Annotated in this window: 24 protein-coding genes; 13 read left to right on the top strand and 11 right to left on the bottom strand. The window is 31.0% G+C overall.

Going from position 1 to position 21947, the window contains the following annotated elements; genetic code table 11:
* Window positions 1-84 precede the first annotated feature (84 nt).
* Together cmeR and ccoG are read right to left on the bottom strand one after the other, a co-directional pair.
* Complete coding sequence (gene cmeR, locus AAID94_07250) at window positions 85-720, bottom strand: multidrug efflux system transcriptional regulator CmeR (protein ID XAK23624.1); 636 nt, start codon at window positions 718-720, stop codon at window positions 85-87.
* Entirely contained in the window at window positions 707-2083 is a 1377-nt protein-coding gene (ccoG, locus tag AAID94_07245; protein ID XAK23623.1) for a cytochrome c oxidase accessory protein CcoG, read from the bottom strand. The genes cmeR and ccoG overlap by 14 nt, the downstream gene beginning before the upstream one ends.
* A gap of 145 nt (window positions 2084-2228) precedes the next feature.
* On the opposite strand from ccoG, the gene rpsU reads away from it, so the two are divergent.
* The 8 genes from rpsU to AAID94_07205 all read left to right on the top strand — a co-directional run bounded on the left by rpsU (window position 2229) and on the right by AAID94_07205 (window position 8869).
* Window positions 2229-2441, top strand: coding sequence for a 30S ribosomal protein S21 (gene rpsU / locus AAID94_07240; GenBank protein ID XAK23622.1), 213 nt, complete (start codon window positions 2229-2231; stop codon window positions 2439-2441).
* A 200-nt stretch (window positions 2442-2641) separates the two neighbouring features.
* On the top strand, window positions 2642-3244 hold the full coding sequence (locus AAID94_07235) for a UPF0323 family lipoprotein (protein XAK23621.1): 603 nt from the start codon (window positions 2642-2644) through the stop codon (window positions 3242-3244).
* 9 nt (window positions 3245-3253) lie between these two features.
* The gene (locus AAID94_07230; protein XAK23620.1) at window positions 3254-4423 is read left to right on the top strand and encodes a glutathionylspermidine synthase family protein; all 1170 of its coding nucleotides are present in this window, start codon (window positions 3254-3256) and stop codon (window positions 4421-4423) included.
* A 3-nt stretch (window positions 4424-4426) separates the two neighbouring features.
* The gene (locus tag AAID94_07225; protein ID XAK23619.1) at window positions 4427-5362 is read left to right on the top strand and encodes a D-2-hydroxyacid dehydrogenase; all 936 of its coding nucleotides are present in this window, start codon (window positions 4427-4429) and stop codon (window positions 5360-5362) included.
* Window positions 5352-5843, top strand: a complete 492-nt coding sequence (locus AAID94_07220; GenBank protein ID XAK23618.1) for a YajQ family cyclic di-GMP-binding protein — start codon at window positions 5352-5354, stop codon at window positions 5841-5843. The genes AAID94_07225 and AAID94_07220 overlap by 11 nt, the downstream gene beginning before the upstream one ends.
* A gap of 91 nt (window positions 5844-5934) precedes the next feature.
* Entirely contained in the window at window positions 5935-6324 is a 390-nt protein-coding gene (locus AAID94_07215) for a hypothetical protein (protein XAK24794.1), read from the top strand.
* A gap of 9 nt (window positions 6325-6333) precedes the next feature.
* A complete protein-coding gene (locus AAID94_07210) occupies window positions 6334-7155 on the top strand; it encodes a hypothetical protein (protein ID XAK23617.1) in 822 nt (273 codons plus the stop codon).
* 1 nt (window position 7156) lies between these two features.
* Window positions 7157-8869 (top strand): ATP-binding protein, encoded by a 1713-nt coding sequence (locus tag AAID94_07205; protein ID XAK23616.1) that lies wholly within the window; start codon window positions 7157-7159, stop codon window positions 8867-8869.
* Here the strand turns inward: AAID94_07205 and AAID94_07200 are convergent.
* From AAID94_07200 to AAID94_07165, 8 genes are all read right to left on the bottom strand, one after another.
* Window positions 8866-9414, bottom strand: coding sequence for a ferric reductase-like transmembrane domain-containing protein (locus tag AAID94_07200; GenBank protein ID XAK23615.1), 549 nt, complete (start codon window positions 9412-9414; stop codon window positions 8866-8868). The genes AAID94_07205 and AAID94_07200 overlap by 4 nt on opposite strands.
* Entirely contained in the window at window positions 9414-10307 is an 894-nt protein-coding gene (gene msrP, locus AAID94_07195) for a protein-methionine-sulfoxide reductase catalytic subunit MsrP (protein ID XAK23614.1), read from the bottom strand. Before msrP ends, AAID94_07200 begins: the two co-directional genes overlap by 1 nt.
* Window positions 10308-10368: 61 nt before the next feature.
* The gene (locus AAID94_07190; GenBank protein XAK23613.1) at window positions 10369-11148 is read right to left on the bottom strand and encodes a hypothetical protein; all 780 of its coding nucleotides are present in this window, start codon (window positions 11146-11148) and stop codon (window positions 10369-10371) included.
* Window positions 11145-11984, bottom strand: a complete 840-nt coding sequence (gene pyrF, locus AAID94_07185) for an orotidine-5'-phosphate decarboxylase (GenBank protein XAK23612.1) — start codon at window positions 11982-11984, stop codon at window positions 11145-11147. The genes AAID94_07190 and pyrF overlap by 4 nt, the downstream gene beginning before the upstream one ends.
* Window positions 11981-12379 carry a transcription antitermination factor NusB gene (gene nusB / locus AAID94_07180; protein XAK23611.1) on the bottom strand — a complete coding sequence of 133 codons (399 nt, stop codon included), beginning with the start codon at window positions 12377-12379 and terminating at the stop codon, window positions 11981-11983. The genes pyrF and nusB overlap by 4 nt, the downstream gene beginning before the upstream one ends.
* Window positions 12379-12843 carry a 6,7-dimethyl-8-ribityllumazine synthase gene (gene ribE / locus AAID94_07175; GenBank protein ID XAK23610.1) on the bottom strand — a complete coding sequence of 155 codons (465 nt, stop codon included), beginning with the start codon at window positions 12841-12843 and terminating at the stop codon, window positions 12379-12381. Before ribE ends, nusB begins: the two co-directional genes overlap by 1 nt.
* A 1-nt stretch (window position 12844) precedes the next feature.
* Window positions 12845-13657 (bottom strand): 3-deoxy-8-phosphooctulonate synthase, encoded by an 813-nt coding sequence (gene kdsA, locus AAID94_07170; GenBank protein ID XAK23609.1) that lies wholly within the window; start codon window positions 13655-13657, stop codon window positions 12845-12847.
* A complete protein-coding gene (locus AAID94_07165; GenBank protein ID XAK23608.1) occupies window positions 13654-14586 on the bottom strand; it encodes a DMT family transporter in 933 nt (310 codons plus the stop codon). The genes kdsA and AAID94_07165 overlap by 4 nt, the downstream gene beginning before the upstream one ends.
* 118 nt (window positions 14587-14704) lie before the next feature.
* Between AAID94_07165 and der the strand changes: the two genes are divergently transcribed.
* The 5 genes from der to AAID94_07140 are packed head-to-tail and all read left to right on the top strand — an operon-like array spanning window position 14705 to window position 21244.
* Window positions 14705-16087: a ribosome biogenesis GTPase Der gene (gene der, locus AAID94_07160; protein ID XAK23607.1), complete on the top strand. Its 1383-nt coding sequence runs from the start codon at window positions 14705-14707 to the stop codon at window positions 16085-16087.
* Window positions 16077-16571, top strand: a complete 495-nt coding sequence (locus tag AAID94_07155; protein ID XAK23606.1) for a shikimate kinase — start codon at window positions 16077-16079, stop codon at window positions 16569-16571. Before der ends, AAID94_07155 begins: the two co-directional genes overlap by 11 nt.
* Entirely contained in the window at window positions 16568-17527 is a 960-nt protein-coding gene (trpS, locus tag AAID94_07150) for a tryptophan--tRNA ligase (GenBank protein ID XAK23605.1), read from the top strand. Before AAID94_07155 ends, trpS begins: the two co-directional genes overlap by 4 nt.
* Before the next feature lie 9 nt (window positions 17528-17536).
* Window positions 17537-18772, top strand: coding sequence for a serine--tRNA ligase (gene serS / locus AAID94_07145; protein XAK23604.1), 1236 nt, complete (start codon window positions 17537-17539; stop codon window positions 18770-18772).
* A gap of 9 nt (window positions 18773-18781) precedes the next feature.
* Window positions 18782-21244 (top strand): tetratricopeptide repeat protein, encoded by a 2463-nt coding sequence (locus tag AAID94_07140; protein XAK23603.1) that lies wholly within the window; start codon window positions 18782-18784, stop codon window positions 21242-21244.
* A gap of 28 nt (window positions 21245-21272) precedes the next feature.
* On the opposite strand, the gene AAID94_07135 is transcribed toward AAID94_07140, so the two are convergent.
* Window positions 21273-21887 (bottom strand): hypothetical protein, encoded by a 615-nt coding sequence (locus AAID94_07135; protein XAK23602.1) that lies wholly within the window; start codon window positions 21885-21887, stop codon window positions 21273-21275.
* Window positions 21888-21947 lie beyond the last annotated feature (60 nt).

Raw genomic sequence — 21947 nt, 5'->3', positions numbered from 1 at the left:
TTTAAATATATTGTAATATTTATTACAAAATTTTTAAGACGTATTATAACTCAAATTTGGTTAATAATTTTTACATTTACTTAATTAAATTGAAGTTTTATTTTCAATTCCTTTTAAAAATATATTGACAATAAAATCTACATGTTCTTTTTGTTCTTGTTCACTCATTAAAGGAGTATCAGCTAAAACATTTAAGCTATGATAAGGCTCTCTTAACATAGCGCAAAAAAGCACAGCAAGTTTTTGAGCATTATTTGAAATATAGCTACTATTTTGTTTTTTAAAAAGTTCTATAAGTATGCTATAGGAGAAAATTTTCTGATTATTTTCAATCCAATTTTTAACATGCTTATGTTTATCATAAACTTGAGAAAAAATAATTTTACCAAAGGCAACAGTTTGGACTTGATTGAAAATATCAACAAAAGTAAGCCCAAAAGAGGTTAAAAATTCCTTTAAATTTTCATTTTTAATGGTTTGAGTTTGGGAGGCTATCAAATCAAAATGTTTTTTGCAAACATCATCTAAAATTTCAAAAAATAAACCTTCTTTACTATGAAAACTATCATAAATATTAGAATACGAACCGCCCGATAATTTAATAATATCACTTAAGCTAGTTTCTTGAAAACCTTTGGTTAAAAATAGATCAAAAGCAACATTTTTAATCTTTTCTCTTCTTGCTAAAACTTTTTTAGAAGGTGCTTTATTTGGATTCATTATACCCCTTTAAAATCGTGCTTTTAGGATAAACAAAAATGCTTTCTCTAAAAATGACAATCTCTTTATTATCTTTGGCATAGGCTTTGATGTGAAGTGGAAAAATCACATCTTTTTGATCATTATCAGCCAGTTTTTTAGTAGCTTTTATTACAACAATTTTCTTAGCTTGCTCTCCTGCTTTTAATGTAAAAGCTTTGCTTGGACGAATGATTTCTATGCCATTATCAACGCCTTCTAAGCTGGCTTCAAAATAATATTCATGAGTTTTAGAATCAGTATTTTGAAACAAAAAAGTATACGCATTTGAAATTTCTATACCCTTGTGAGTGTGTGAAATTTGATAAAGCTCACTGCTACGATTGATATTTAAAAGCATATTTTCTTTTTTGCTACCCATGATTATCAAAGCAATCAAAGCAATTAAAAGAACAATAAAATAAGCAATGGTTCTAAAGCGGAAATAATTTACTTTTTTGCGTGTTTCTATGGCTTTTATGCTAGTCCAATTAATCAAACTTGGTCTGTTAAATTTGCTTTGCACTTTAGAACAGGCATCAGCGCATTCTAAACAATTGATACATTCAAGTTGCATGCCTTTGCGTATGTCTATATGGGTAGGACAAATACTTACACAGGCCTCACAACCTATGCATTCACCTTCAGGTGGTTTTTTATAAAGTTTGGTATGTCCATCATAAATCACTCCTCCGCGTTTTTCATCATAAATCACTTGCATGGTATCGCGATCAAACATTACGGATTGAACTCTTGCATAAGGACATACATAAATACAAAATTTTTCTGCTAAATAGGTAATATCTAAGGTTAAAAATAAACTTGCACAAAATAAAATACCAAGCAAAAGCAAATGTTCGCCAGGATTTTGTATATAAGCAAAGAAATCTTCAGGCGGAACAAAATACCAAAGTAAATTACTTACAGCTAATAAAGATATGAAATAAAATAAAATCACACCTATAATTTTTTTAAAATAATACCCTTCATATTCTTTTTGTTTATTGTTGATATTTTTACGAATTTTTAAAAGCTTAGTTTGGATAATATCTCTATAAATCACCCTAAAAATAGTTTGAGGACAGCTCCAAGCACACCAAATTCTTCCTCCCAAAGTAGTTATAAAAAATATAAATAAAAAAAGAAAAATAAGTAAAAAAGGCATAAGATATAATTCTTGAGTTGAAAATGAAATAAAAAATAGATTCAGTTTGGAATGATCAAAACTCAATAAAAAGAAATGGTTTCCATTAATTGTAACAAAAGGTAAACAAAATATTACAATTGTTGCAACTAAATATGTAAAATAACGCTTTTTAGTATAGTTGGTGATATGATTTTCCATAAAAAACCTCGTAAAAAATTAGTAATTACGATTATAGCCCAAAAAACTAAAACAATTTTTAAATGCTTTCTAAGTTTGGATTAATAAGAAATGTTCTATAATCATAATTCACAACAAAAATTTACACAGAAAGGTGGTGAGGATAGTGCCAGGAATCAAGGTACATCCTAACGAGTCTTTTGACGAAGCGTATCGTAAGTTCAAAAAACAAGTAGATAGAAATCTAGTTGTTACTGAAGTAAGAGCAAGAAGATTTTTTGAGCCTATGACTGAAATTCGTAAAAAACAAAAAATTTCAGCTCGTAAGAAAATGCTTAAAAGACTTTATATGCTTAGACGCTACGAGTCAAGACTTTAACCCAAAGCCCGAAAGGGCTTTTTATCCTAATAATTTCGTTATAAAATTACTTTGTTTTAAAATCCTAGTTTTATTTTATATATATTAAGTTTGCGTTTTGTTTCTTTAAAATATTTTCATTTTTGTAAGATTTAATTGATTATTTTTTGTTAGAATTTTATCAAAAAATAAATTCCAAATCTCATTTGAGGATCAAGACTATGAAAAAAATTAAAAAAATTATCCAAATTGGTATGATAAGTGGCCTTACAGCTGTTGCAGGTGGAGCTTTAGTAGGATGTGGAGGTAGCAATGATAATAGCGATACTTTAAATCAAGCAGCAAATGCTCAAGGAGCTTTTGTTATCATTGAAGAAATTGCCCCAGGTCAATATAAAATCAAAGATCAATTTCCAAGTGATGAAACTAGGGTTGTTTTAAAAGATATTAATGGTACAGAAAGAGTATTAAGCAAAGAAGAAATGGATGCACTCATCAAAGAAGAAGCAGCTAAGATTGATAATGGGACTTCAAATTTGACTAAAGAGGGTGGTCAAATCAGTAGTGGAGGATTGAGCTTAGGAGAAACTTTACTTGCAAGTGCTGCAGGTGCGATTTTGGGTAGCTGGATAGGCTCTAAACTTTTTAATAATCAAAATTTTGCTAATCAACAACGAGGTGCTTTTTCAAATCAAAGTGCTTATCAAAGAAGTGTTAATAGCTTTAATAAAGCAGGTACAGCAGGCTCTGCTTCAAGTGCTTCAAAATCAGGATTTTTCGGTGGTGGTTCTAAATCATCTTCAAGTTCTTCTTTTGGATCTTAAGGAGAAAAGATGAGAGTAGTACAGGTTGAAAAACTTCAAAAAGATTATTTAGAAAGTATAGGATTTTCATGGCATAGTGATGAAGATGGAAGTGATTATATAAGTGATAAGTTAGTATGTGTAAGTGAAAATGAAGCTAATGCTTATTATGAAGCAGTGAATGAGCTTTATGATATGTTTGTAGCTGCAGCGCAAAATGTTATAGATAATAATCGTTTTGATGAGCTTGGAATTCCTTTTAATCTTATTGACGCTATTAAAATGAGTTGGGAAAATGAAGTGCATTGGCATTTATATGGTCGTTTTGATTTAGCAGGTGGTCTTGATGGTAAACCTATAAAGCTTATAGAATTTAATGCAGATACCCCAACTGCTCTTTTTGAAAGTGCGATCTTGCAATGGGCGATTTTAAAGCAAAATGGTATGGATGAAAGTAAACAATTTAATAGTATTTATGAAAGTTTAATGGATAATTTTAAAAGATTGATCACTCTTGAGGAGGATACTCAAGGTTTTGAAGAGTATTATCAAGGATGGAAAATTCTTTTTTCAAGTGTGGCAGGAAGTAAAGAGGAGGAAATCACTACAAAATTACTTGCTCATATCGCAAATGAAGCAGGATTTCAAACTGATTTTTCCTTTGTAGATGAGGTTGAATTTAGCGAAGAAGGAATTTTTAAAGAGGGTGTAAATTATGAATATTGGTTTAAACTCGTTCCTTGGGAGGATATAGCCATAGAAGAAGGCGAGCTTGCCATGCTTTTAACACAGATTATGAGAAATCAAAAAGCTATTATTTTAAATCCTGCTTATACACTTTTATTTCAGTCTAAGGGAATTTTAAAAATTTTATGGGAGCTTTTTCCAAATCACCCATTACTTTTAGAAACACGAGATACTCCTTTAGAAGGAAAAGACTATGTGAAAAAACCTGTTTTTGGTAGAGAAGGGGCAAATATTAGTATAATCAAAGAAGGTAAAATTTTACATGAGAATGTAGGTCCTTATGGAAACAATAAAAACATTTATCAAGAATATGTAGAATTTAACTCACATGATAATGAATATTATCAAGCAGGCGTTTTCTTTGCTTATGAGGGTTGTGGCTTGGGCTTTAGAAAAGGTGGGCTTGTGCTTGATAATTATTCTAAATTTGTAGGACATGTTATTGAAGGGTAAAAAATGAAAATTGTATGCTTAGATGCGGCAACTTTAGGGGGTTATGATTTAAGTATTTTTAAGCATTTTGGAGAATTTCAAAGTTATGCTTTAACGGATAGAAAAGAAACCATAGAGCGTTTAAAAGATGCAGATGTGGTTATGACAAACAAAGTTGTTATTGATAAAGAAGTTATGGATGCTTGCCCTAATTTAAAGCTTATTTTAGAAACAGCTACGGGCGTAAATAATATCGATGTTGAATACGCCAAAGAAAAGGGTATTATCGTAAAAAATGCTGCTGGATATTCTACTATGAGCGTAGTTCAGCATACTTTTGCATTTATTTTTGCTTTTTTAAACCATATTCCTTATTATGATAAATGGAGTAAAGAGGGTAAATGGTGTGATAGCCCCATCTTTACGGATTTTAGTAGAATTTTAAATTCAATGGAGGGTAAAAAGCACGGTGTTATAGGACTAGGCAGTATAGGCAAAGAAGTGGCTAAAATTTCTAGTGCTTTTGGGGCTAAAATTTGTTATTATTCAACAAGCGGACTCAATCAAAATGCCGAATTTGAATGCCTAAATTTGGAAGAGCTTTTAAGAACTTGCGATATTGTTAGCATTCACGCTCCTTTAAATGAAAAAACAAAAAATTTGCTTACTTATGAGAAGTTAAAATTTTTAAAAGATAATGCGATTTTGGTTAATGTAGGCAGGGGTGGAATCATTAATGAAAATGATTTGGCAAAAATAATAGATGAAAAAAATATCCGCGTAGGACTTGATGTTTTAGAGAGTGAGCCTATGGTTAAAAATCATCCTCTCTTAAATATCAAAAATAAAGAAAATCTCATTATTACTCCACATGTGGCTTGGGCGAGTAAAGAAGCGGTGGAAAAATTGATGTCTATGGTTTATGATAATTTAAAAGAATGGATAGAAAATGGCAAGTGAACATAGTTTTGATATTTCAGCGGCTTTGGATAAACAAGAGCTTAAAAATGCTTTTGAGCAGGCAAAAAAAGAGCTTGATTCTCGCTATGATTTAAAAGGTATTAAGTGTGAAATTGAATTCAGTGAGAAAGACAGTGTTTTTAAGCTTCATTCTTCAAGTGAAGCAAAACTTGATGTTTTAAAAGATATTGTGATTTCAAAACTTATAAAAAGAGGCATTAATCCTAATGCTATTAAAGAGCTTTCACGCGAAAGCGGGGCGATGTTTCGCTTGAATTTGAAAGCCAATGATAGCATTGATAGCGAAAATGCTAAGAAAATCAATAAGGCTATTAAAGATAGTAAATTAAAAGTAAGTTCTTCCATACGAGGAGATGAAATTCGTGTGGTTGCAAAGCAAATTGATGATTTGCAAGCTGTGATGAAAATGGTTAAAGAGCTTAATTTAGAATTAAATCTTAGCTTTAAAAATTTAAAATAGGTCAAGAGTATTGAAAAAAATTTTTATCTTTTTTTTGCTTTTATTTTTTAGTGCTTGCGCTTTAAAAAATCAAGACTATTCTAGTCAAAAAATGAAGGTTGTATTTAATACTCCAGCTATTAAAATCAACGATTTTGGTTTTTTAAAAAAAGAAAATAAAGCCTTGAATTTAGAAGTTTATAAACTAGGCCAAGCCTTTTTCAAGCTTAAAATAAGAGAGGATATTTGTTTAAATTCGGTATGTTATAGTAAGACAGTATTTAATCAAAAATTTTTCAAGAATGCTTATTATGAAGATATATTAAAAGATATTTTAGAAGCAAAACCTTTATGGAATGGTAAAGATATGCAAAAAACCCAATGTGGTTTCAATCAGAGTTTAAATAGTGCAAATTATGAAATTTTTTACGAAGTGTGTGATAATAAAATAAGTTTTTTTGATAAGACTTCGCATATAAAAATTATTTTAGTGAAATTTTAAGGATAAAATTTGAAAATAGGGCTATTGTTGTGCTTTTGTGTAAGTTTGATTTGTGCGCAAATTTATAAGGGTGAAATTTATTTTTACGATTTAAAAGATAAACAAATTTTTGCTATAGTTTATGATAATGCCCCTTTCGTGCCCATTTTTGATAGGGATGTTAATCAAACTAGTTCCAGTTTTTTAATACTTAGCGATCTTGATACAAATATAGAAATAGCTCTTTTTCAAACATCAAATTCATGGGAAGATGAACAAAAAAAATATAGAATTTCCTCTTCTAAGGAGCTGATGTTTGATAATAAAACAATTCAAGGAGATAGACTAGGAACAACAACTCTTGAACTTATAAAAGAGCAAAACAATACAAGAATCAAACGCAGTCTCGATTTTTTAGTTTATAAAGATGAGATCAGGGAGTTCCATCCTATGCATAAGCAAGTTGTTAGTTTTGAACAAATTCGCCAAAAGCCTATTGTATTAAAAGATGGAAAGCTTGGTTTTGAGGAATGGTATTATTTTTATGAAGAGGATAGTCGTGCAATTTTAGAGCTCAATAATTTTGTTTTCGATATGGATAAAAAAGTATTTTTAAATTTAAATGAGCTTTATGATGTGGATAATTTGAAATTTAAAGAACTCTTGCATCAAAAACTTAAACTTGTTTGTGATGAGTGTTTTGATGATATGGAGCAAGTTTCTTTTAATAATAATTTTTTACTTACAAATTCTGGTTTAAGATTGTGCTATCTTCCTTATGAGAATCATTATTTGGATGAAAATATTTGTGTTGATTTTAATGAAAATGAGATAAAGGAATTTAAAAAATAAAATGGTTAGGCTAAAGGAATTTTTAAGTCTTAAAAACATAGAAGAAAGTCAAATTTATAAAGAATTAAAGTGTTCAAAAAACGAAGCTTTGATTTTAAGAGAACTTTGTAAAAACTATGTCATTTCCATATCTTCCATCAATGCTTTTACTTTATTAACGGGAATTTTTGGCAGTGAAAAATATTCTTATTTGGATACTTTAGAGGATTTAAAAAGGCTTATTGAAAGAGGTTTTATAAATCAAAATTCTGGTTTTTTTAAAAATATAGAAAGCAATAAAAGCCAAAATTTAACTCTTAGTTTATTGCAAAGTGAATTGAGTTTAAGTGAATATTTTTTAGAATTTTTGGAAGCTAAACCTCGTTTGAATTTGGATAAGAAAGAGGCTTATGGAGAGTATTTAGAATACTTAAAAGATGAATTTATGAGAGTTGAGCTATATGAGAGATTGAGTTTTATACGCTCAAGTGCATACAGTGATGAGCTGAAAGCACAAATCAAGCTTTATGAAAAATATATTAAAGAAAGACTTAAGAAAAGTAAATTTTATAATATTTTAGCAGATATCTTTAAAGAGTATAATCTTGAAAGCAAAGAGCAGATTATTTTTCTAGCTCTTCTTAAAGAAGAATATACCTTAAGCAATGAAAACTCAGTATCTAGAGAGATGAACTCTTTACTTTCTTTAGTCAGTGAAAATGATTTGGAAAAACATAAAAATAAAAGCTTATTGCAAGAAAATGCTCCTCTTCTTAATCTGATAGAGTATGATGAGTATTTAAATGCTTTTGGCGATATTTCTAAAAGTTTTTTTATTACAGATGAAATTTTGCAAAGAATTATAAATTTTGAGCCAAAGCAAAATAAAAAAATTAAAATCGAAAATGTTTTAAAAGAGCAAGATATTTTCGAACTTATAGAGCCAAGTATAGATATAAATGATATCATCATGCCTCAAAATACTAAAGAGCTTTTGGAAAATATCTTAAAACAGCAAGATAAAAAAGTACTCGAAAGGCTAAATTCTTGGGGGATAAAAAGCAATAAAAATATAGAAGCAAAGATTATTTTTTATGGACCTGCTGGAACAGGGAAAACTATGTCAGCCTTAGCTATGGCAAAATCAATGAAAAAAACAGTACTTAGTTTTGATTGTTCTAAAATTTTAAGCAAGTGGGTGGGCGAAAGCGAACAAAATGTAAGGAAAATTTTTGATACTTATAAAAATATAGTTCAAACTTGCAAACAAAGTCCTATACTGCTTTTAAATGAAGCAGATCAGTTTTTAAGCACAAGGGTTGAAAGTAGCAGTGGAAGCGATAAAATGCACAATCAAATGCAAAATATTTTTTTAGAGCAAATCGAACGCTTTAATGGTGTTATCATTGCCACAACTAACTTTTTAGAAAGTTTAGATAGTGCCTTTTCGAGAAGATTTGACTATAAGATCGAATTTAAAAAACCTGATTTTAAAGACAGGCTTAAGATGTGGGAGAAATTTTTACCTAGAAAAGCATCTTTTGAAAAAGCATTCGATGTTAATATTTTAGCAAATTACGAATTAAGCGGAGCGCAAATTTTAATGGTTGTTAAAAATACTGCCTTAAAAGTAGCGGTGACCGAAGATGGAGTATTTAAAATGCAAGATTTTATAGAAAGCATACAAAAAGAATTAAATTCCAGCTTCGATAAAAGTAAAATTGTCGGTTTTTAGTTTTTTTTGGGTTTAAAAAATCTTAAATAGCGTATTGCAAAATAAACAAGACTGAGTATTAAAGCGCTCCATTCCCAAAACATAGGAACTTTAGGACTTAAAAAATAATGATAGCTTGCTAGCACTAAACATACATAGCCTAATTTTCTTATCTTTTCAATTCTTTTAAAAACCCTAAAAGAGCTTAAAAACATAAAAAAGATAATAATGAAAGCAAAAAAACCACTTGCTTCTAATAAACGATGAGAGATATCATCAAAAAGTCTTAAAAAGTTAGCATTTCTATCAAAAATAAAATAATTTAAAAAATGTAAAAATGCCCAAAATGCAGCAAATATTCCTAACAGCTTAGGATAGCTTTTGGTTTTTTTGAATTTGCATAAAGAAAATAAAAGGCTTAAATTTAAAAAAATTAAAGCAAAAATTCCTGTATAAATATAAGCTTCTTTGACAAAATCAAAGGCTTTTAATATATGATAAAAGCCATAAATCAAGCTTGCTAAAAAAGCAAAATAGGCAAGAAATTTAAAATATTTTGCGTGCATTAGTAATTTGCCTTTAAATCCATGCCCGCATAAAGACTTGCCACTTCTTTTTCATAGCCATTAAACATTAAAGTAGGTTTGGTAAAAAAGTCTCCTAAAGCCCTTTCATTGGCTTGTGACCATCTAGGATGAGATACATTAGGATTGACATTAGCATAAAAGCCGTATTCATTTGGGGCATATTTTTCCCAAGTGCCAATAGGCTGCTCTTTTACAAATTCTATTTTAACTATGGATTTAATGCTTTTAAATCCGTATTTCCAAGGCACTACAAGGCGAATTGGTGCTCCATTTTGTGGTTTTAAAGCTTTTTTATACATACCTACTGCAAGTAGAGTAAGCGGATGCATGGCCTCATCCATGCGGAGTCCTTCCACATAAGGATAATCAACAGTTGGAAACAAAGCGTCTTGATCAGGGAATTGATTTTTATCTAAAAGAGTGGTAAATTTGATAAATTTTGCCTCACTAGTCGGCTTTGCCATATCGATTAAACGGCGTAGTTCAAAACCTACCCAAGGTACTACCATTGACCAAGTTTCAACACAGCGGAAACGATAAATTCTTTCTTCTAAAGGAAATTTTAAAATATCCTCCATACTAAGACTTAAAGGCTTTTCTATTTCTCCACTTATATCGATTTTCCAATTTTGGGTATTGAAATTTTGTGCTAAAGAGACTGCCCTTCTTTTATCTGTTGAAAATTCATAAAAATTGATATAATTTGTTGCAAGCTCTTCGTCGCTGATTTCAAGCTTGTTTGCATTTGTATCGTTTATAAAATTTAAAGCAGAGAGCTTAGAAGCAATTAAAGAAGAGCCAATTAAAGCTCCTGCTCCAAGCTTAAAAAAATCTCTCCTTTGTTTATAAAGCTTTTCAGGTGTTATAATCATAATTTTTCCTTATTAAAAATTTTTGTTATTAAACTATAACAATGTTAATATAGGATTAATTTTATATGATTTTTTCAAGCTCGATGTTGTAAAATATTTCTTCGCAAAATTCTTTATAGTGATTGAGTAGTTTAATTCTTGACGTTTCTTGCATTAGAATTTTAAATTCTAAATTTTTTAATTTTTTAAGTTCGTTTTTAAGCTCTTCATCCTTTGGAAATAATAAAAAATATTCTTTAAAGATGAGCTCATAAATTTCAAAAGTTCCATCAATAAGATAATTAATCGCTTTATCAAGATGTCGATTAGAGTCCTTAAAATTTAAAGGATTTAAAACCATAAAACAAAGATGAATCATAGCAAGGTGAAAATACTGAAGGCATTTTTCAGGCAATGTAAAAAAGTCATTTTTTTGAAAATTTTGCAAATTGTTAAAGTCAGAATTTAGAAAATGACAGCCGAAGTATTCGTGAATATTTGAAATCAAATTTTTCATTTTTTGCTCTTCGTCAAGCTTTTTTCTAAAGCTTACAAAATAAGCTAAGGCTTTATAAAATCTTTGAAAAAATTCAATATGTTTACTTTCTCTTAGACAAATAAGACTTAAATCTTTTGGAGAAGTAGAGTATTCTTGCATATAATTATGAACTTTAAGGGCGATTTTATTTCTTACTCCAAGTAAAAAATTTAAGTCTTTTTGTTTTAAAATTTGATGATAGAAAAATATAAAATCCTTAATCAAGCTTTTATGATTTTTTTCAAATAATGAAATTTGAAAATCTACGCTAAGAAATTGATTATAAAGATTAAAATAATCACATTCTAATTGCTGATAATTCAATATTTTATCCCGCACTTAGTATAAAATTCTTTTAAAGCTTGCTCCTTATCAGGTTGGGTTTTGATCCATTCTTCAAAATGATTACACATATCCCATTCTTTTTGCTGAATTGCTTCATAATTTTGCTCTATATCGTTTTCGCTTATATTTTTTCTGTGTATTTTATCTAAAATTTTTTCACACACAGCTCTAGGATCTTCATTTTTATATATAGGCCTTCCCACAACGATATAATCGCTTAAATTTTCTCTAGCCATTGTAAGATTAGCAACGCGTTTTTGATCATCGCTTGTTTCTCCGAAAGGACGAATTCCAGGAGTAAGGGTTAAGAAATTTGAACTTGTATGCTCTTTAATTTTTTTGCTTTCAAAAACCGAGCATACCATACCATCAAGTCCATTTTGATAAGACATTCTTGAAAAATTAATCACTGCTTCATCGATATTTTGTTTATAAATGCTATAAAAATTTTCTTCATCAAAGCTAGTAAGTGCTGAAACTGCTAAAACCAAAGGTCTTTTATTTAAGCGATTGAGTCTAGTCATTACTTCTTGCATGGCGACTTTTCCAGCACTTGCGTGGATATTGATCATATCAACACCAAGTTTTGAAATTTCCTCACAAGCATCTGCCATGGTATTGGGAATATCGTGAATTTTAAGATCGAGAAAAATTTTAAATTCATCGATTTTTTTAAGCTCTTCTATGAATTTAAAGCCATCTCTTAAATAAGCTCTTAAGCCCACTTTTAACCAAAGATCCAATCCTTTTAAGTCTTTAGCAAGTCTTAAACATTCTTCTTTAGTGGCAAGATCAAGGGCTACACAGAGTTTCATTGCTTTGCCTTAACAAGAGTGTCTAAAACTCCGTTGATAAATTTTGGAGAATTATCATTAGCAAGTTCTTTGGCAAGCTCTATGGCTTCATTAATTACTATAGCATTAGGCGTATCTGTGAAAAGTAATTCATAGGCACCAAGTCGCAATATGGCTCTTTCGATATGTCCTAACTTTTCAATTTCATTTTCGTTAAGATAAGGATTTAAATTCTTATCTATATCATCAAGATTTTTTATAATTCCTTCGTATAAACTCAGTGTAAAATTTTTTTGCTCATTGCGGATTTTTTTTTCATTTAGAAATTCATCAATGAAATTTTCATTCTTTTCATTCATTTCTAGGGCATAAAGCAAAGAGATTACACTTTGTCTTACTTGGTGACGCGTTGCCATTAAAGTTCCTTGCTTAAATTTAGCATTTCAATAACAGTTGTCATTGCTTCAAAGCCTTTATTTCCTGCTTTGCTTCCTGCTCTTTCTATGGCTTGTTCTATAGTATCAGTTGTTAAAACTCCAAAGCTTACAGGGATGTTATGATTTAAGCTTACATTGGCAATCCCCTTAGTAGTTTCTGCTGAAACATAATCAAAATGTGGGGTTGAGCCACGGATGACCGCACCTACACAACAAATTGCATCAAATTTTTTACTTTCTATAGCTTTTTTTAAAGCAAAAGGAAGTTCAAAAGCACCTGGAACAAGTATAAGGCTAAGATTTTCTTCTTTGCCACCATGTCTTAAAAAAGCATCTCTTGCACCTTCTACAAGGCGATCGGTGATGATGTGATTAAATCTTGCATTGATGATAGCAATTTTTGTATTTGAATCTAAATTTAATTTTCCTTCAATGATAGTCATATTATTTTCCTTCGATGATGTTTTGAATTTCTAAAAGCGTTTTCACGCAAGCTTTAAGACGGTTAAGATCAAGCATATTAGGCCCATCACATAAGGCTTCACAAGGATTGGTATGTGTTTCAAAGAAAAAGCCATCTACTCCTACAGCTGCTGCTGCTCTTGCTAAAGGTTCTACAAATTCGCTTTTTCCTCCGCTACTTCCCCCTGCAGCTCCTGGCATTTGCACGCTATGAGTAGCATCAAATATAACAGGAGCAAATTCACGCATGATAACTAAAGATCTCATATCTACGACCAAATTTCCATAACCAAAGCTAGCTCCTCTTTCAGCTACAAAAATACCATTTTTATCGGCTACTTGATAGCCTTCTTCTTCTATACCCCGTGTTTGAAGTATTTTTTTGACACTGTATTTAATATCGCTTGGATTGAGAAATTGCCCTTTTTTGATATTAACTTTCGCCTTTGTTTTAGCTGCTGCGACTAGCAAATCAGTTTGTCTGCATAAAAAAGCAGGAATTTGTAAAACATTAGCTACCTCGCTTACAGGTGCTGCTTGCGTGCTTTCGTGTATGTCGGTTAAGATCTTCATACCGAATTCATTTTTTACGCTTTGTAAGATTTTTAATCCTTCTTCAAGACCAGGGCCTCTAAAAGAATTAATACTCGTTCGATTTGCTTTGTCAAAGCTTGACTTAAAATAAAATTCTATATTTTCATTTTCATTAAATTCTTGTAAATTTTGTGCTACTTTAAAAACCAAATCCTTGTTTTCTATAACACAAGGACCGGCAATGAGTATCATTTTTTTCATTTTTTTCCTTTATTTTTAACCAAAATTATTCCACCAAAAATAATGCCTATTATACCTAAAAAAACCATAGCGCTTGGTAAATCATCACCCAAAATTATACCCACTATCATGCTAAAGACTACATCAAGATAACTTATGCCTGCTACAACCCCTGCTTGTTTGGCTATGCCATAAGCCTTAGTTACATGAATTTGATAAATAGTACCTAAGGCCCCCATAATGGCGATGATGAGCCAAGCTGTAAGACTAGGCATTACAAAAGGTGCTAAAATAAAATCCAAATGTAAAGCATCAAGATGTTTTGGTTCAAAAAATTCAGCACTTATCATAGAGATTAGAGGCATTAAGGCCCCTAAAAAGATAAAAGAAAATGCAATTTGTTCCGTGGTATAAAATTTTCTAAGCTCTCTTACGCTTGTAAGAGCTAAGGCTGCTAAAAATCCGCTCATAACACCTATGATGGAATTTTTCAAATCAAAACCTGAATGAGTTGAGTTATCTGCCCAAGGTTGTGCGATTAAAAGCACTCCGCTAAATGCGATTAAAATCCCCAGCCAGCCTTTGGTTCCGATATTTTCTTTGAAAATAATAAAAGCTATTAAAGTAATGAAAATTGGAGCGGTTTTTTGAAAGGCAAAAGCACCCCCTAGGGTAATATTTGAAACATTATAAAAAAACATATAAAGCGAAAGTGTTCCTGTTACTCCGCGAAAGACTAAAAGCCAAAAATGTCCCCCTTCTTTGTGAACTTTGGAACGCTTTAGTAGATAAACTATAAAAAATACGCCGATGATATTTCTAAAAAACATAATTTCAATCGAACTCATTTCTTTGCTAAGAATTTTAGCACAAGCTCCCATGAGTGCAAAATCCAAGCACGCTAAAATCATAAAATAAATTCCTAAATTATGCTTGATGACTTTTAGCATCTTTTTTTCCTTGATTAAATTATGGTTAATTCTAGTCTTTTTTTGCTTAATATTAAGGCAAATTTTATATAATTTTTTTAAAAAAAATATACATTAAAAAATTTTATTAGGTAAGCAAATGCAAAGCATCATACTTATAGGTAAGCCAAATGTTGGAAAATCAAGTTTATTCAACAGAATGGCAAGACAAAGAATAGCTATTACAAGTGAAATTTCAGGCACTACAAGAGATACCAATAAAACAGAAGTTTTTATTAATTCTAAAAAAGCTTTATTGATTGATAGTGGTGGTCTTGATGAAAGTAATGAGCTTTTTAAAAACGTTAAAAAAAATACCCTAAAAATTGCAAAAGAAAGTGATATTATCCTTTATTTGGTTGATGGAAAATTAAGCCCTGATGATGAAGACAGGCAGTTTTTTCATTCTTTGAAAAAACTAGGAAAGCCTATTGCTCTAGTGATTAACAAAGTAGATAATAAAAAAGATGAAGAAAGATCGTGGGAATTTGCTAATTTTGGTGTAAAAGAGGTTTTTAATCTTTCTGTTACCCACAATATAGGGCTAGATGAGCTTTATAATTGGCTTGAGAACTTTTTGGATGAAGAGTTTTTAGTCCCTGATGAGGAAGAAAATTTAGAAGATTTTTTAGAACATTATGAAGAGGGAAAAGAATTTCAGTTTAAAGAAGTAGATCAAAATCATATCAGAGTGGGTATAGTAGGGCGTGTCAATGTTGGAAAATCAAGCCTTTTAAATGCCTTGGTAAAACAGGAGCGTAGTGTGGTGAGTTCTATTGCGGGAACGACGATTGATCCTGTTAATGAAAGCATAGTTTATAAAGATAAAGTGATAGAATTTGTTGATACTGCAGGTATTAGAAAGCGAGGTAAAATTCAAGGACTTGAGCGTTTTGCGCTAAACCGCACAGAAAAGATTTTATCTAATTCTCAAATTGCACTTTTGGTTTTAGATGCTAATGAGGGTTTTAATGAGCTTGATGAAAGGATAGCTGGGCTTGCGGCAAAGCATTATTTGGGCGTGATTATTGTATTAAATAAATGGGATAAAACTGAATTTGAATTTGACAAAGTGGTAAAAGAATTAAAACTTGATCGTTTTAAATTTTTAGCTTATGCGCCCATTGTCAGTGTTTCTGCTTTAAGCGGAAAAAGAGTGCATGTTTTATTGGAAAAAATTTTAGAAGTCTTTGCTAATTTTACGCAAAAAATTCCAACCTCAAAACTCAATGATTTAATCGCAAGTGCGACTAAGGCTCATCCTTTACCGCATGATTATGGAAAATTGGTAAAAATTTATTATGCAGTGCAATATGATTTAGCACCTCCTAAAATCGCACTTATTATGAATAGGCCTAAGGCTTTGCATTTTAGCTATAAGCGTTATTTGCAAAATCAAATCAGAAAAGAATTTAACTTTGAAGGTGTTCCTTTGGTTATTGCTTCACGCAAAAAAGGAAGCAAGGAAAATGATGAAAGTTAGAAATATTATTTTTATTGGCTTTATGGGAAGTGGAAAAAGCACCATAGCTAGAGCTTTAGCTAAGGATCTAGATCTTGTTTTTTTAGATAGCGATAGCTTGATTGAGATGAAATTTGATCAAAAAGTCAGTGAAATTTTTAAAGAAAAGGGTGAGGCTTTTTTTAGGCAAGAAGAGCAAAAAGTAGCAAATTTTCTTTGCTCTTGTAATGGAGCTTCTATAGCTAGTGGTGGAGGTTTTATACATGTTTTGGACTTTGATAAAATAGGTTTTTGTGTTTATTTAAAAGCAAGTTTTGAATATTTAAAGAAGCGTTTAAGTGAGAATGAAATTGCTAAAAGACCTTTATTTTATGATGAAGTTCAAGCAAAAAGATTATATAATGAGCGTCTAAATAAATACGAGCAAAAAGCGAATTTGATTTTAGATGTTGAAAATAAAAGTATTGATGAGCTTGTGATAGAAATAAAAAAGGTGATAAAATGAGAGTATTAACAGGACTTCAACCCAGTGGTGATTTACATATAGGTAATTATTTTGGCGCCATAAAGCAAATGGTGGAAGCTCAAGAAAAAAGTGAAATGTTTATGTTTATAGCAAATTATCATGCTATGACTTCAAGTCAAGATGGAAAGAAATTAGAGCAAAACTCACTTAAAGCCGCTGCAGCTTTTTTAAGCCTTGGCATAGATCCGCAAAAAAGTGTTTTTTGGTTGCAAAGTGATGTAAAAGAAGTAATGGAGCTTTATTGGATTTTATCTCAATTTACTCCTATGGGTTTATTAGAGCGTGCTCACAGTTATAAAGATAAGATAGCTAAAGGCTTAAGTGCGTCGCATGGACTTTTTTCTTATCCTGTTTTAATGGCAGCAGATATTTTGCTTTTTGATACTCAACTTGTGCCAGTAGGCAAGGATCAAATTCAGCATGTTGAAATAGCTCGCGATATTGCCTTAAAAGTAAATAACGAATGGGGTGAAATTTTTACTTTGCCTGAGGCTAAGATAAATGAAGAGGTGGCTGTGGTTGTAGGGACTGATGGGGCTAAAATGAGCAAGTCTTATCAAAATACCATAGATATATTTGCTAGTCAAAAGGCTTTAAAAAAGCAAATTTCTTCCATAGTTACAGATAGTACAGCCTTAGAAGATCCTAAGGATTATCAAAATTGTAATGTTTTTAAGATTGCAAAATTATTTTTAAATGAAGCAGAGCAAAAAGAATTGCAAGTTCGTTATGAAAAAGGTGGCGAGGGTTATGGACATTTTAAAATGTACTTAAATGATCTTGTAAATGAATACTTTAAAGAAGCAAGAATGAAATACGATGAGCTATTAGAAAAACCTTCACATTTAAAAGAAATTTTAGAATTAGGTGCAAGTAAAGCTAGAAAAATCGCTCAAGAAAAAATGCAAAAAATTTATGAAAAAATAGGACTTTAAGGAGTAAAAATGCTTGATTTGAAAAATTTACAAAATAATTTCGATGAGGTAGCTAAAAAGCTACAAAATAAAAAAGTAGATGAAAGCATATTAAAAAATCTTGCCGAGCTTTTTGCAAATTTGAAAAAAGAAAAAGCGAGTTTGGAAGAATTTCAAGCTTTTCAAAATAAATTTAGCAAAGAGTTAGCCACTGCAGAAGATAAAGAAAGCTTGAAGGCAAAACTCAGTGAAAACAAAATTAAAATCAGCGAACAGAACGCAAGAGTAAATGCTTTGGAAAATGAGTTAGAAACCATTGCGCATGCTATTCCAAATATCCCTGATGAATGCGTTCCTGTGGGTGAAGATGAGGAAGGAAATGTTGAAATAAAAAAAGTTTTAACACCTCCTCAATTTGATTTTATTCCAAAAGAACACCATGATTTAGGAGAGAGTTTAAATTGGCTTGATTTTGTGAGGGGGGTAAAAATTTCACAAAGTCGTTTTTGTGTGCTTAAAAACGAAGGAGCTTTGTTAAGTCGTGCTTTGGTAAATTATATGATAGATTTTAACCGAAGTCGCGGGTTTGAATTTGTAAATGTACCTTTTTTGGTAAATAGTGCTACAATGTTTGGCACAGGACAGCTTCCTAAATTTAAAGACGATATGTATAAGATAGACGATGAGGATTTGTATTTAATCTCAACTTCTGAAATTCCTGTGACAAATCTTTATAGCGGGGAAATCTTAACAAGTGAAAGTTTGCCTATTAAAATGACTTGTTATAGTGCTTGTTTTAGAAAAGAAGCAGGAAGTGCAGGGCGCGATACAAGGGGTATTATCCGTCAGCATCAATTTGAAAAAGTAGAGCTTGTAAGCATTACTAAACCTGAACAAAGCGATAGTGTTTTTAATGAAATGGTAGAATGTGCGAGTGATTTGCTCAGCTCTTTAGGTTTAGCTCATAGACATTTGATGCTTTGTACTGGAGATTTGGGTTTTAGTGCGGCAAAGACAATAGATCTTGAAGTATGGATACCATCGCAAAATAAATATCGTGAAATCAGCTCTGTTTCTAATTGCCGTGATTTTCAAGCAAGGCGTGCAAAAATTCGTTATAAAAATGAAAAAGGAAAAAATGAATTAGTGCATACTTTAAATGGTTCTTCTTTGGCAGTAGGTAGAACCTTGGTTGCCATTATGGAAAATTATCAAGATAAAGAAGGTAAAATTCAAATTCCTGATGTGCTGAAAAAATATTTTTAAAGAGTGTAAATGGCAGATAAAGAAGATATAGTTCTTGAAAAACCTGAAGATACTTTAAATGAGCCAAGACTTGATGAAAGCTTGGGGGAATTTAAAGGGCAAGAAGGTCAGGCTCCTGAAGATGAAGAATTTACGTCTTTACCAGATGAGTTGCCTAGAGAAAATAGCGGTAGTGGTTTTAAATTTACAAGAGAAAGTGCGCCAGAAGAAACATCAACTTTTGAAGAAGTAGAAGAAGATGAGCCTACTCCATGGTATAAGGATCGCAAATTTATGTCCCTTGTGGGTTTGTCTTTGGGTATCATTTGTATTTTGGTATTTACTTTATTTTATTTAACCTTTAATGATGGAAAAGTCAAGCCTGATATCATTGCAACAAAGCCTATTGAACAGCCTGTAATTATGCCTGATGAGTCTTATGATTATAATGATATGACAAAAGTTGATGGGATGATACAAAAAGCAAATGCGCTTTATTTAAAGGGTGAAGTGGAGCAAGCTTTAAAGGTTTATGAGCAAATTGCAGTTTATAATGAGTCTTTGTCTAATTATAACCTAGGTGTTTCTCAAATGAATGAGGGGAAATTTGATGAAGCTTTTGAAAGTTTTAAAAGGGCAATAGCTAATGGAGAAAATCAAAGCGTAGCAGCTATTAATGCTGCTGTTTGTGCTTTAAAGCTTAATGATAGGGAGAAATTTAAATATTATATAGATTTAGCGCAAGTTTATCTTCCTAAAGAGGGAAAATCTAAATTGTATGATTATTATTTGGCTTTGATTAATTATTACAAGGGTTATTATCCTGAAGCCTTGCAAATGCTCCAACGTGTAAATTCAGAGCCTTATGCGGATGTATCTAAATATTTATCAGCTAAAATTTATGCAAAAATGGATTTTGATGCAAAATCTGTTCAGCAATTAAATACCCAAGGAAGTTTTGAACCTAGCCTTTCCTTGGGACTTTTGTATGCAAGAATGGGAGAATACGATAAGGCTAAAATAGCCTTAAATACAGCGATGAAAATTGAAAGAGATTTTAACCAAAGCCTTTCAGCCTTAACTTTGGTTGATATTAAAACAGGGGATTTTCAAGATATGCTATTGCGCTTGCAAAGCACATATAGAAATGATGAGGATAAGTATAAAATTTTAGATAGATATAAGATCAAGGTTCGTTTAAACAAGGAGTTATTTAATATAACCATAGCACAGAGAAATTTTTCTAACGATATCTTAAAAAAACAAAAAGATCAGTTTGATTTGCTTTTTTATTTTGCGCCTTATCAAGTTTTTGATTCTAAGCAAGCCTCACTTTATATTAAAAAAGCTAATATTACAAATTTTGTAGATGATAGTTCGGATGGTCAAAGCTATTTGGCTACTAGCAAAGCCTTATCTTCGACTAATGTTAAAATTGCTAATATTATCAATAACGCATTAAATCAAAAATTAAGACTCGCAAACCAAGAATTTCTAGCTTTGTTGGAGGATTATCCTGAGCATAGTATTTTGCAATATAATCTTGCTTTAACTTATGCACAGATGCAAAACTATGAGCTTGCTTATAAGCATTTTTCTAGTTCTTATCATCTAAATCCTAAAAATTATTTAGCAGGTGCTTTTGCGATGTTTTGTGGAAAATTGAGTGATAATGATACCACTAAACTTTATCATGAAATTCTTGATAATATTGCAGCCGATTCAAATTTTAAAGCCAATATGCAAAAAAATATGCTGTTTTTAGCTAATGGCGATTATGTTTCTATGTTGCCTTATTTGGATGAGAATGGGCAAAAAACACCTTTAAACCTTATTTTTGAAGCTATTATTGCAAAAAATAATAATCTTAATAATCAAGTAGATGTAAAAATTGCCAAATTAAGATCAGAGCTTCCACAAGATATTGTGGCAAATATTTTGTATTTTAATTCCTTAAATTCAAATTTAAATATTAAAGAGTATGCCCAAAATGCCCAAATTCATTTTAAGAATTTGCAAGTTGATTACCGTAGTGTTTTTGGAGGTTCAAATATTGCTAGGGAATTGTATGTTAATTTAATGCATATTGCAGGACTTTTAAATTTAGAAAGACAAAAATTTAAAACACTGATCAATACCTCTAAGGTTAAAGATGAGGGTATGGTACAGACTTTAGCTTATTTAGATATTTTTGCGCAACAGTATGAGGAATCTTATGCCTTATATAATATTTTAATCGATGAATACGGAGCTAAGGATGCTAGAACTTTGTTTTTAGCCTCTGTGGCTGCTGTGGGTGCAAATAATCCAAATTCAGCAATTGCTCTTTTGCAACTTTCAAAACTTACAGATAAAAATAGTAAGGAAAGTAAAGTAGCTTTAGGTTTGCTTTATCAAGAAGTAGGTAATTACGAAGCAGCTATCACGCAGTATAGAACTTTACCTAATGCTTTTAAGAGTGAATTTTTTACTTTTGATATTAAAAATCAATAAGATGTTTGGTATGATCCAAACATCTTTATTATGCTTTAAGGTCTAAAGTTTTTCCGCCAAGTTCATCGATACGATCGCTAACTTTTTTTATTGTTGCTTCGATTGTATCTTGACTGATTTGAGGAAGCTCTCCGCCCCAAATTTTTTCTGCTTGCTCAAATCCTTGCTTTATACCTTCTAGTCCCTTTTTAAGCTTTTCAACATCGTTTCCAGCACCTTTTATGACAAAATCAGCAATACGATTTGCTGTGTTGTCAATACCAAAAAATCCCTCTTCGCTGATGAGCTGATTGAGTTCATCAGTGTTCATTGCAAGTGGGTTTTTGCCATTATAACCCAAAGACGCAAAGTCAATATCTGAAAGCATAGACTTTATAGAGTTTAAATCATTGCCTCCTAAAAGATTGTTAATCCCAGCTTGAGCATTGCTTGTGTTTAAAACAGTACTCATAGTTTGTTGCTGAAATTGCACTAGATAAATTTGACTAATACCCTTGCCACCAAGAGCATTGAGCTTGTCTAGGACATCTTGATTTGAATTAGCACTTTGAACGTTTGTGTCTTTTGTGTTAGTATCTGCCTTCTTATTGCTAACCTGAGCTTGTGCTATACTAGCGACATTTGAAAAAGTATTTATTTGCATTTCTGCTCCTTTTTATAATGAGGCTAATTTGTATATCGACTATTTTTATTTGAATTTTAG

It is taken from the genome of Campylobacter coli (genome assembly GCA_039516895.1).
Classification (GTDB): Bacteria; Campylobacterota; Campylobacteria; order Campylobacterales; family Campylobacteraceae; genus Campylobacter_D; species Campylobacter_D coli_B.
The sequence above is the reverse complement of the archived record's forward strand: the minus strand, read 5'-3'. Positions and strand labels throughout refer to the sequence as shown.

Bases quoted from the DNA above. Each gene is read 5' to 3' on its own strand.
- trpS (XAK23605.1), top strand. From the start codon at position 16,568: ATGAGAGTATTAACAGGACTTCAACCCAGTGGTGATTTACATATAGGT.
- AAID94_07235 (XAK23621.1), top strand. From the start codon at position 2,642: ATGAAAAAAATTAAAAAAATTATCCAAATTGGTATGATAAGTGGCCTT.
- nusB (XAK23611.1), bottom strand. From the start codon at position 12,379: ATGGCAACGCGTCACCAAGTAAGACAAAGTGTAATCTCTTTGCTTTAT.
- der (XAK23607.1), top strand. From the start codon at position 14,705: ATGCAAAGCATCATACTTATAGGTAAGCCAAATGTTGGAAAATCAAGT.
- AAID94_07165 (XAK23608.1), bottom strand. From the start codon at position 14,586: ATGCTAAAAGTCATCAAGCATAATTTAGGAATTTATTTTATGATTTTA.
- AAID94_07220 (XAK23618.1), top strand. From the start codon at position 5,352: ATGGCAAGTGAACATAGTTTTGATATTTCAGCGGCTTTGGATAAACAA.
- serS (XAK23604.1), top strand. From the start codon at position 17,537: ATGCTTGATTTGAAAAATTTACAAAATAATTTCGATGAGGTAGCTAAA.
- AAID94_07225 (XAK23619.1), top strand. From the start codon at position 4,427: ATGAAAATTGTATGCTTAGATGCGGCAACTTTAGGGGGTTATGATTTA.
- AAID94_07140 (XAK23603.1), top strand. From the start codon at position 18,782: ATGGCAGATAAAGAAGATATAGTTCTTGAAAAACCTGAAGATACTTTA.
- msrP (XAK23614.1), bottom strand. From the start codon at position 10,307: ATGATTATAACACCTGAAAAGCTTTATAAACAAAGGAGAGATTTTTTT.
- cmeR (XAK23624.1), bottom strand. From the start codon at position 720: ATGAATCCAAATAAAGCACCTTCTAAAAAAGTTTTAGCAAGAAGAGAA.
- ribE (XAK23610.1), bottom strand. From the start codon at position 12,843: ATGACTATCATTGAAGGAAAATTAAATTTAGATTCAAATACAAAAATT.
- AAID94_07230 (XAK23620.1), top strand. From the start codon at position 3,254: ATGAGAGTAGTACAGGTTGAAAAACTTCAAAAAGATTATTTAGAAAGT.
- ccoG (XAK23623.1), bottom strand. From the start codon at position 2,083: ATGGAAAATCATATCACCAACTATACTAAAAAGCGTTATTTTACATAT.
- pyrF (XAK23612.1), bottom strand. From the start codon at position 11,984: ATGAAACTCTGTGTAGCCCTTGATCTTGCCACTAAAGAAGAATGTTTA.
- kdsA (XAK23609.1), bottom strand. From the start codon at position 13,657: ATGAAAAAAATGATACTCATTGCCGGTCCTTGTGTTATAGAAAACAAG.
- AAID94_07205 (XAK23616.1), top strand. From the start codon at position 7,157: ATGGTTAGGCTAAAGGAATTTTTAAGTCTTAAAAACATAGAAGAAAGT.
- AAID94_07200 (XAK23615.1), bottom strand. From the start codon at position 9,414: ATGCACGCAAAATATTTTAAATTTCTTGCCTATTTTGCTTTTTTAGCA.
- AAID94_07135 (XAK23602.1), bottom strand. From the start codon at position 21,887: ATGCAAATAAATACTTTTTCAAATGTCGCTAGTATAGCACAAGCTCAG.
- AAID94_07215 (XAK24794.1), top strand. From the start codon at position 5,935: ATGAAGGTTGTATTTAATACTCCAGCTATTAAAATCAACGATTTTGGT.
- AAID94_07155 (XAK23606.1), top strand. From the start codon at position 16,077: ATGAAAGTTAGAAATATTATTTTTATTGGCTTTATGGGAAGTGGAAAA.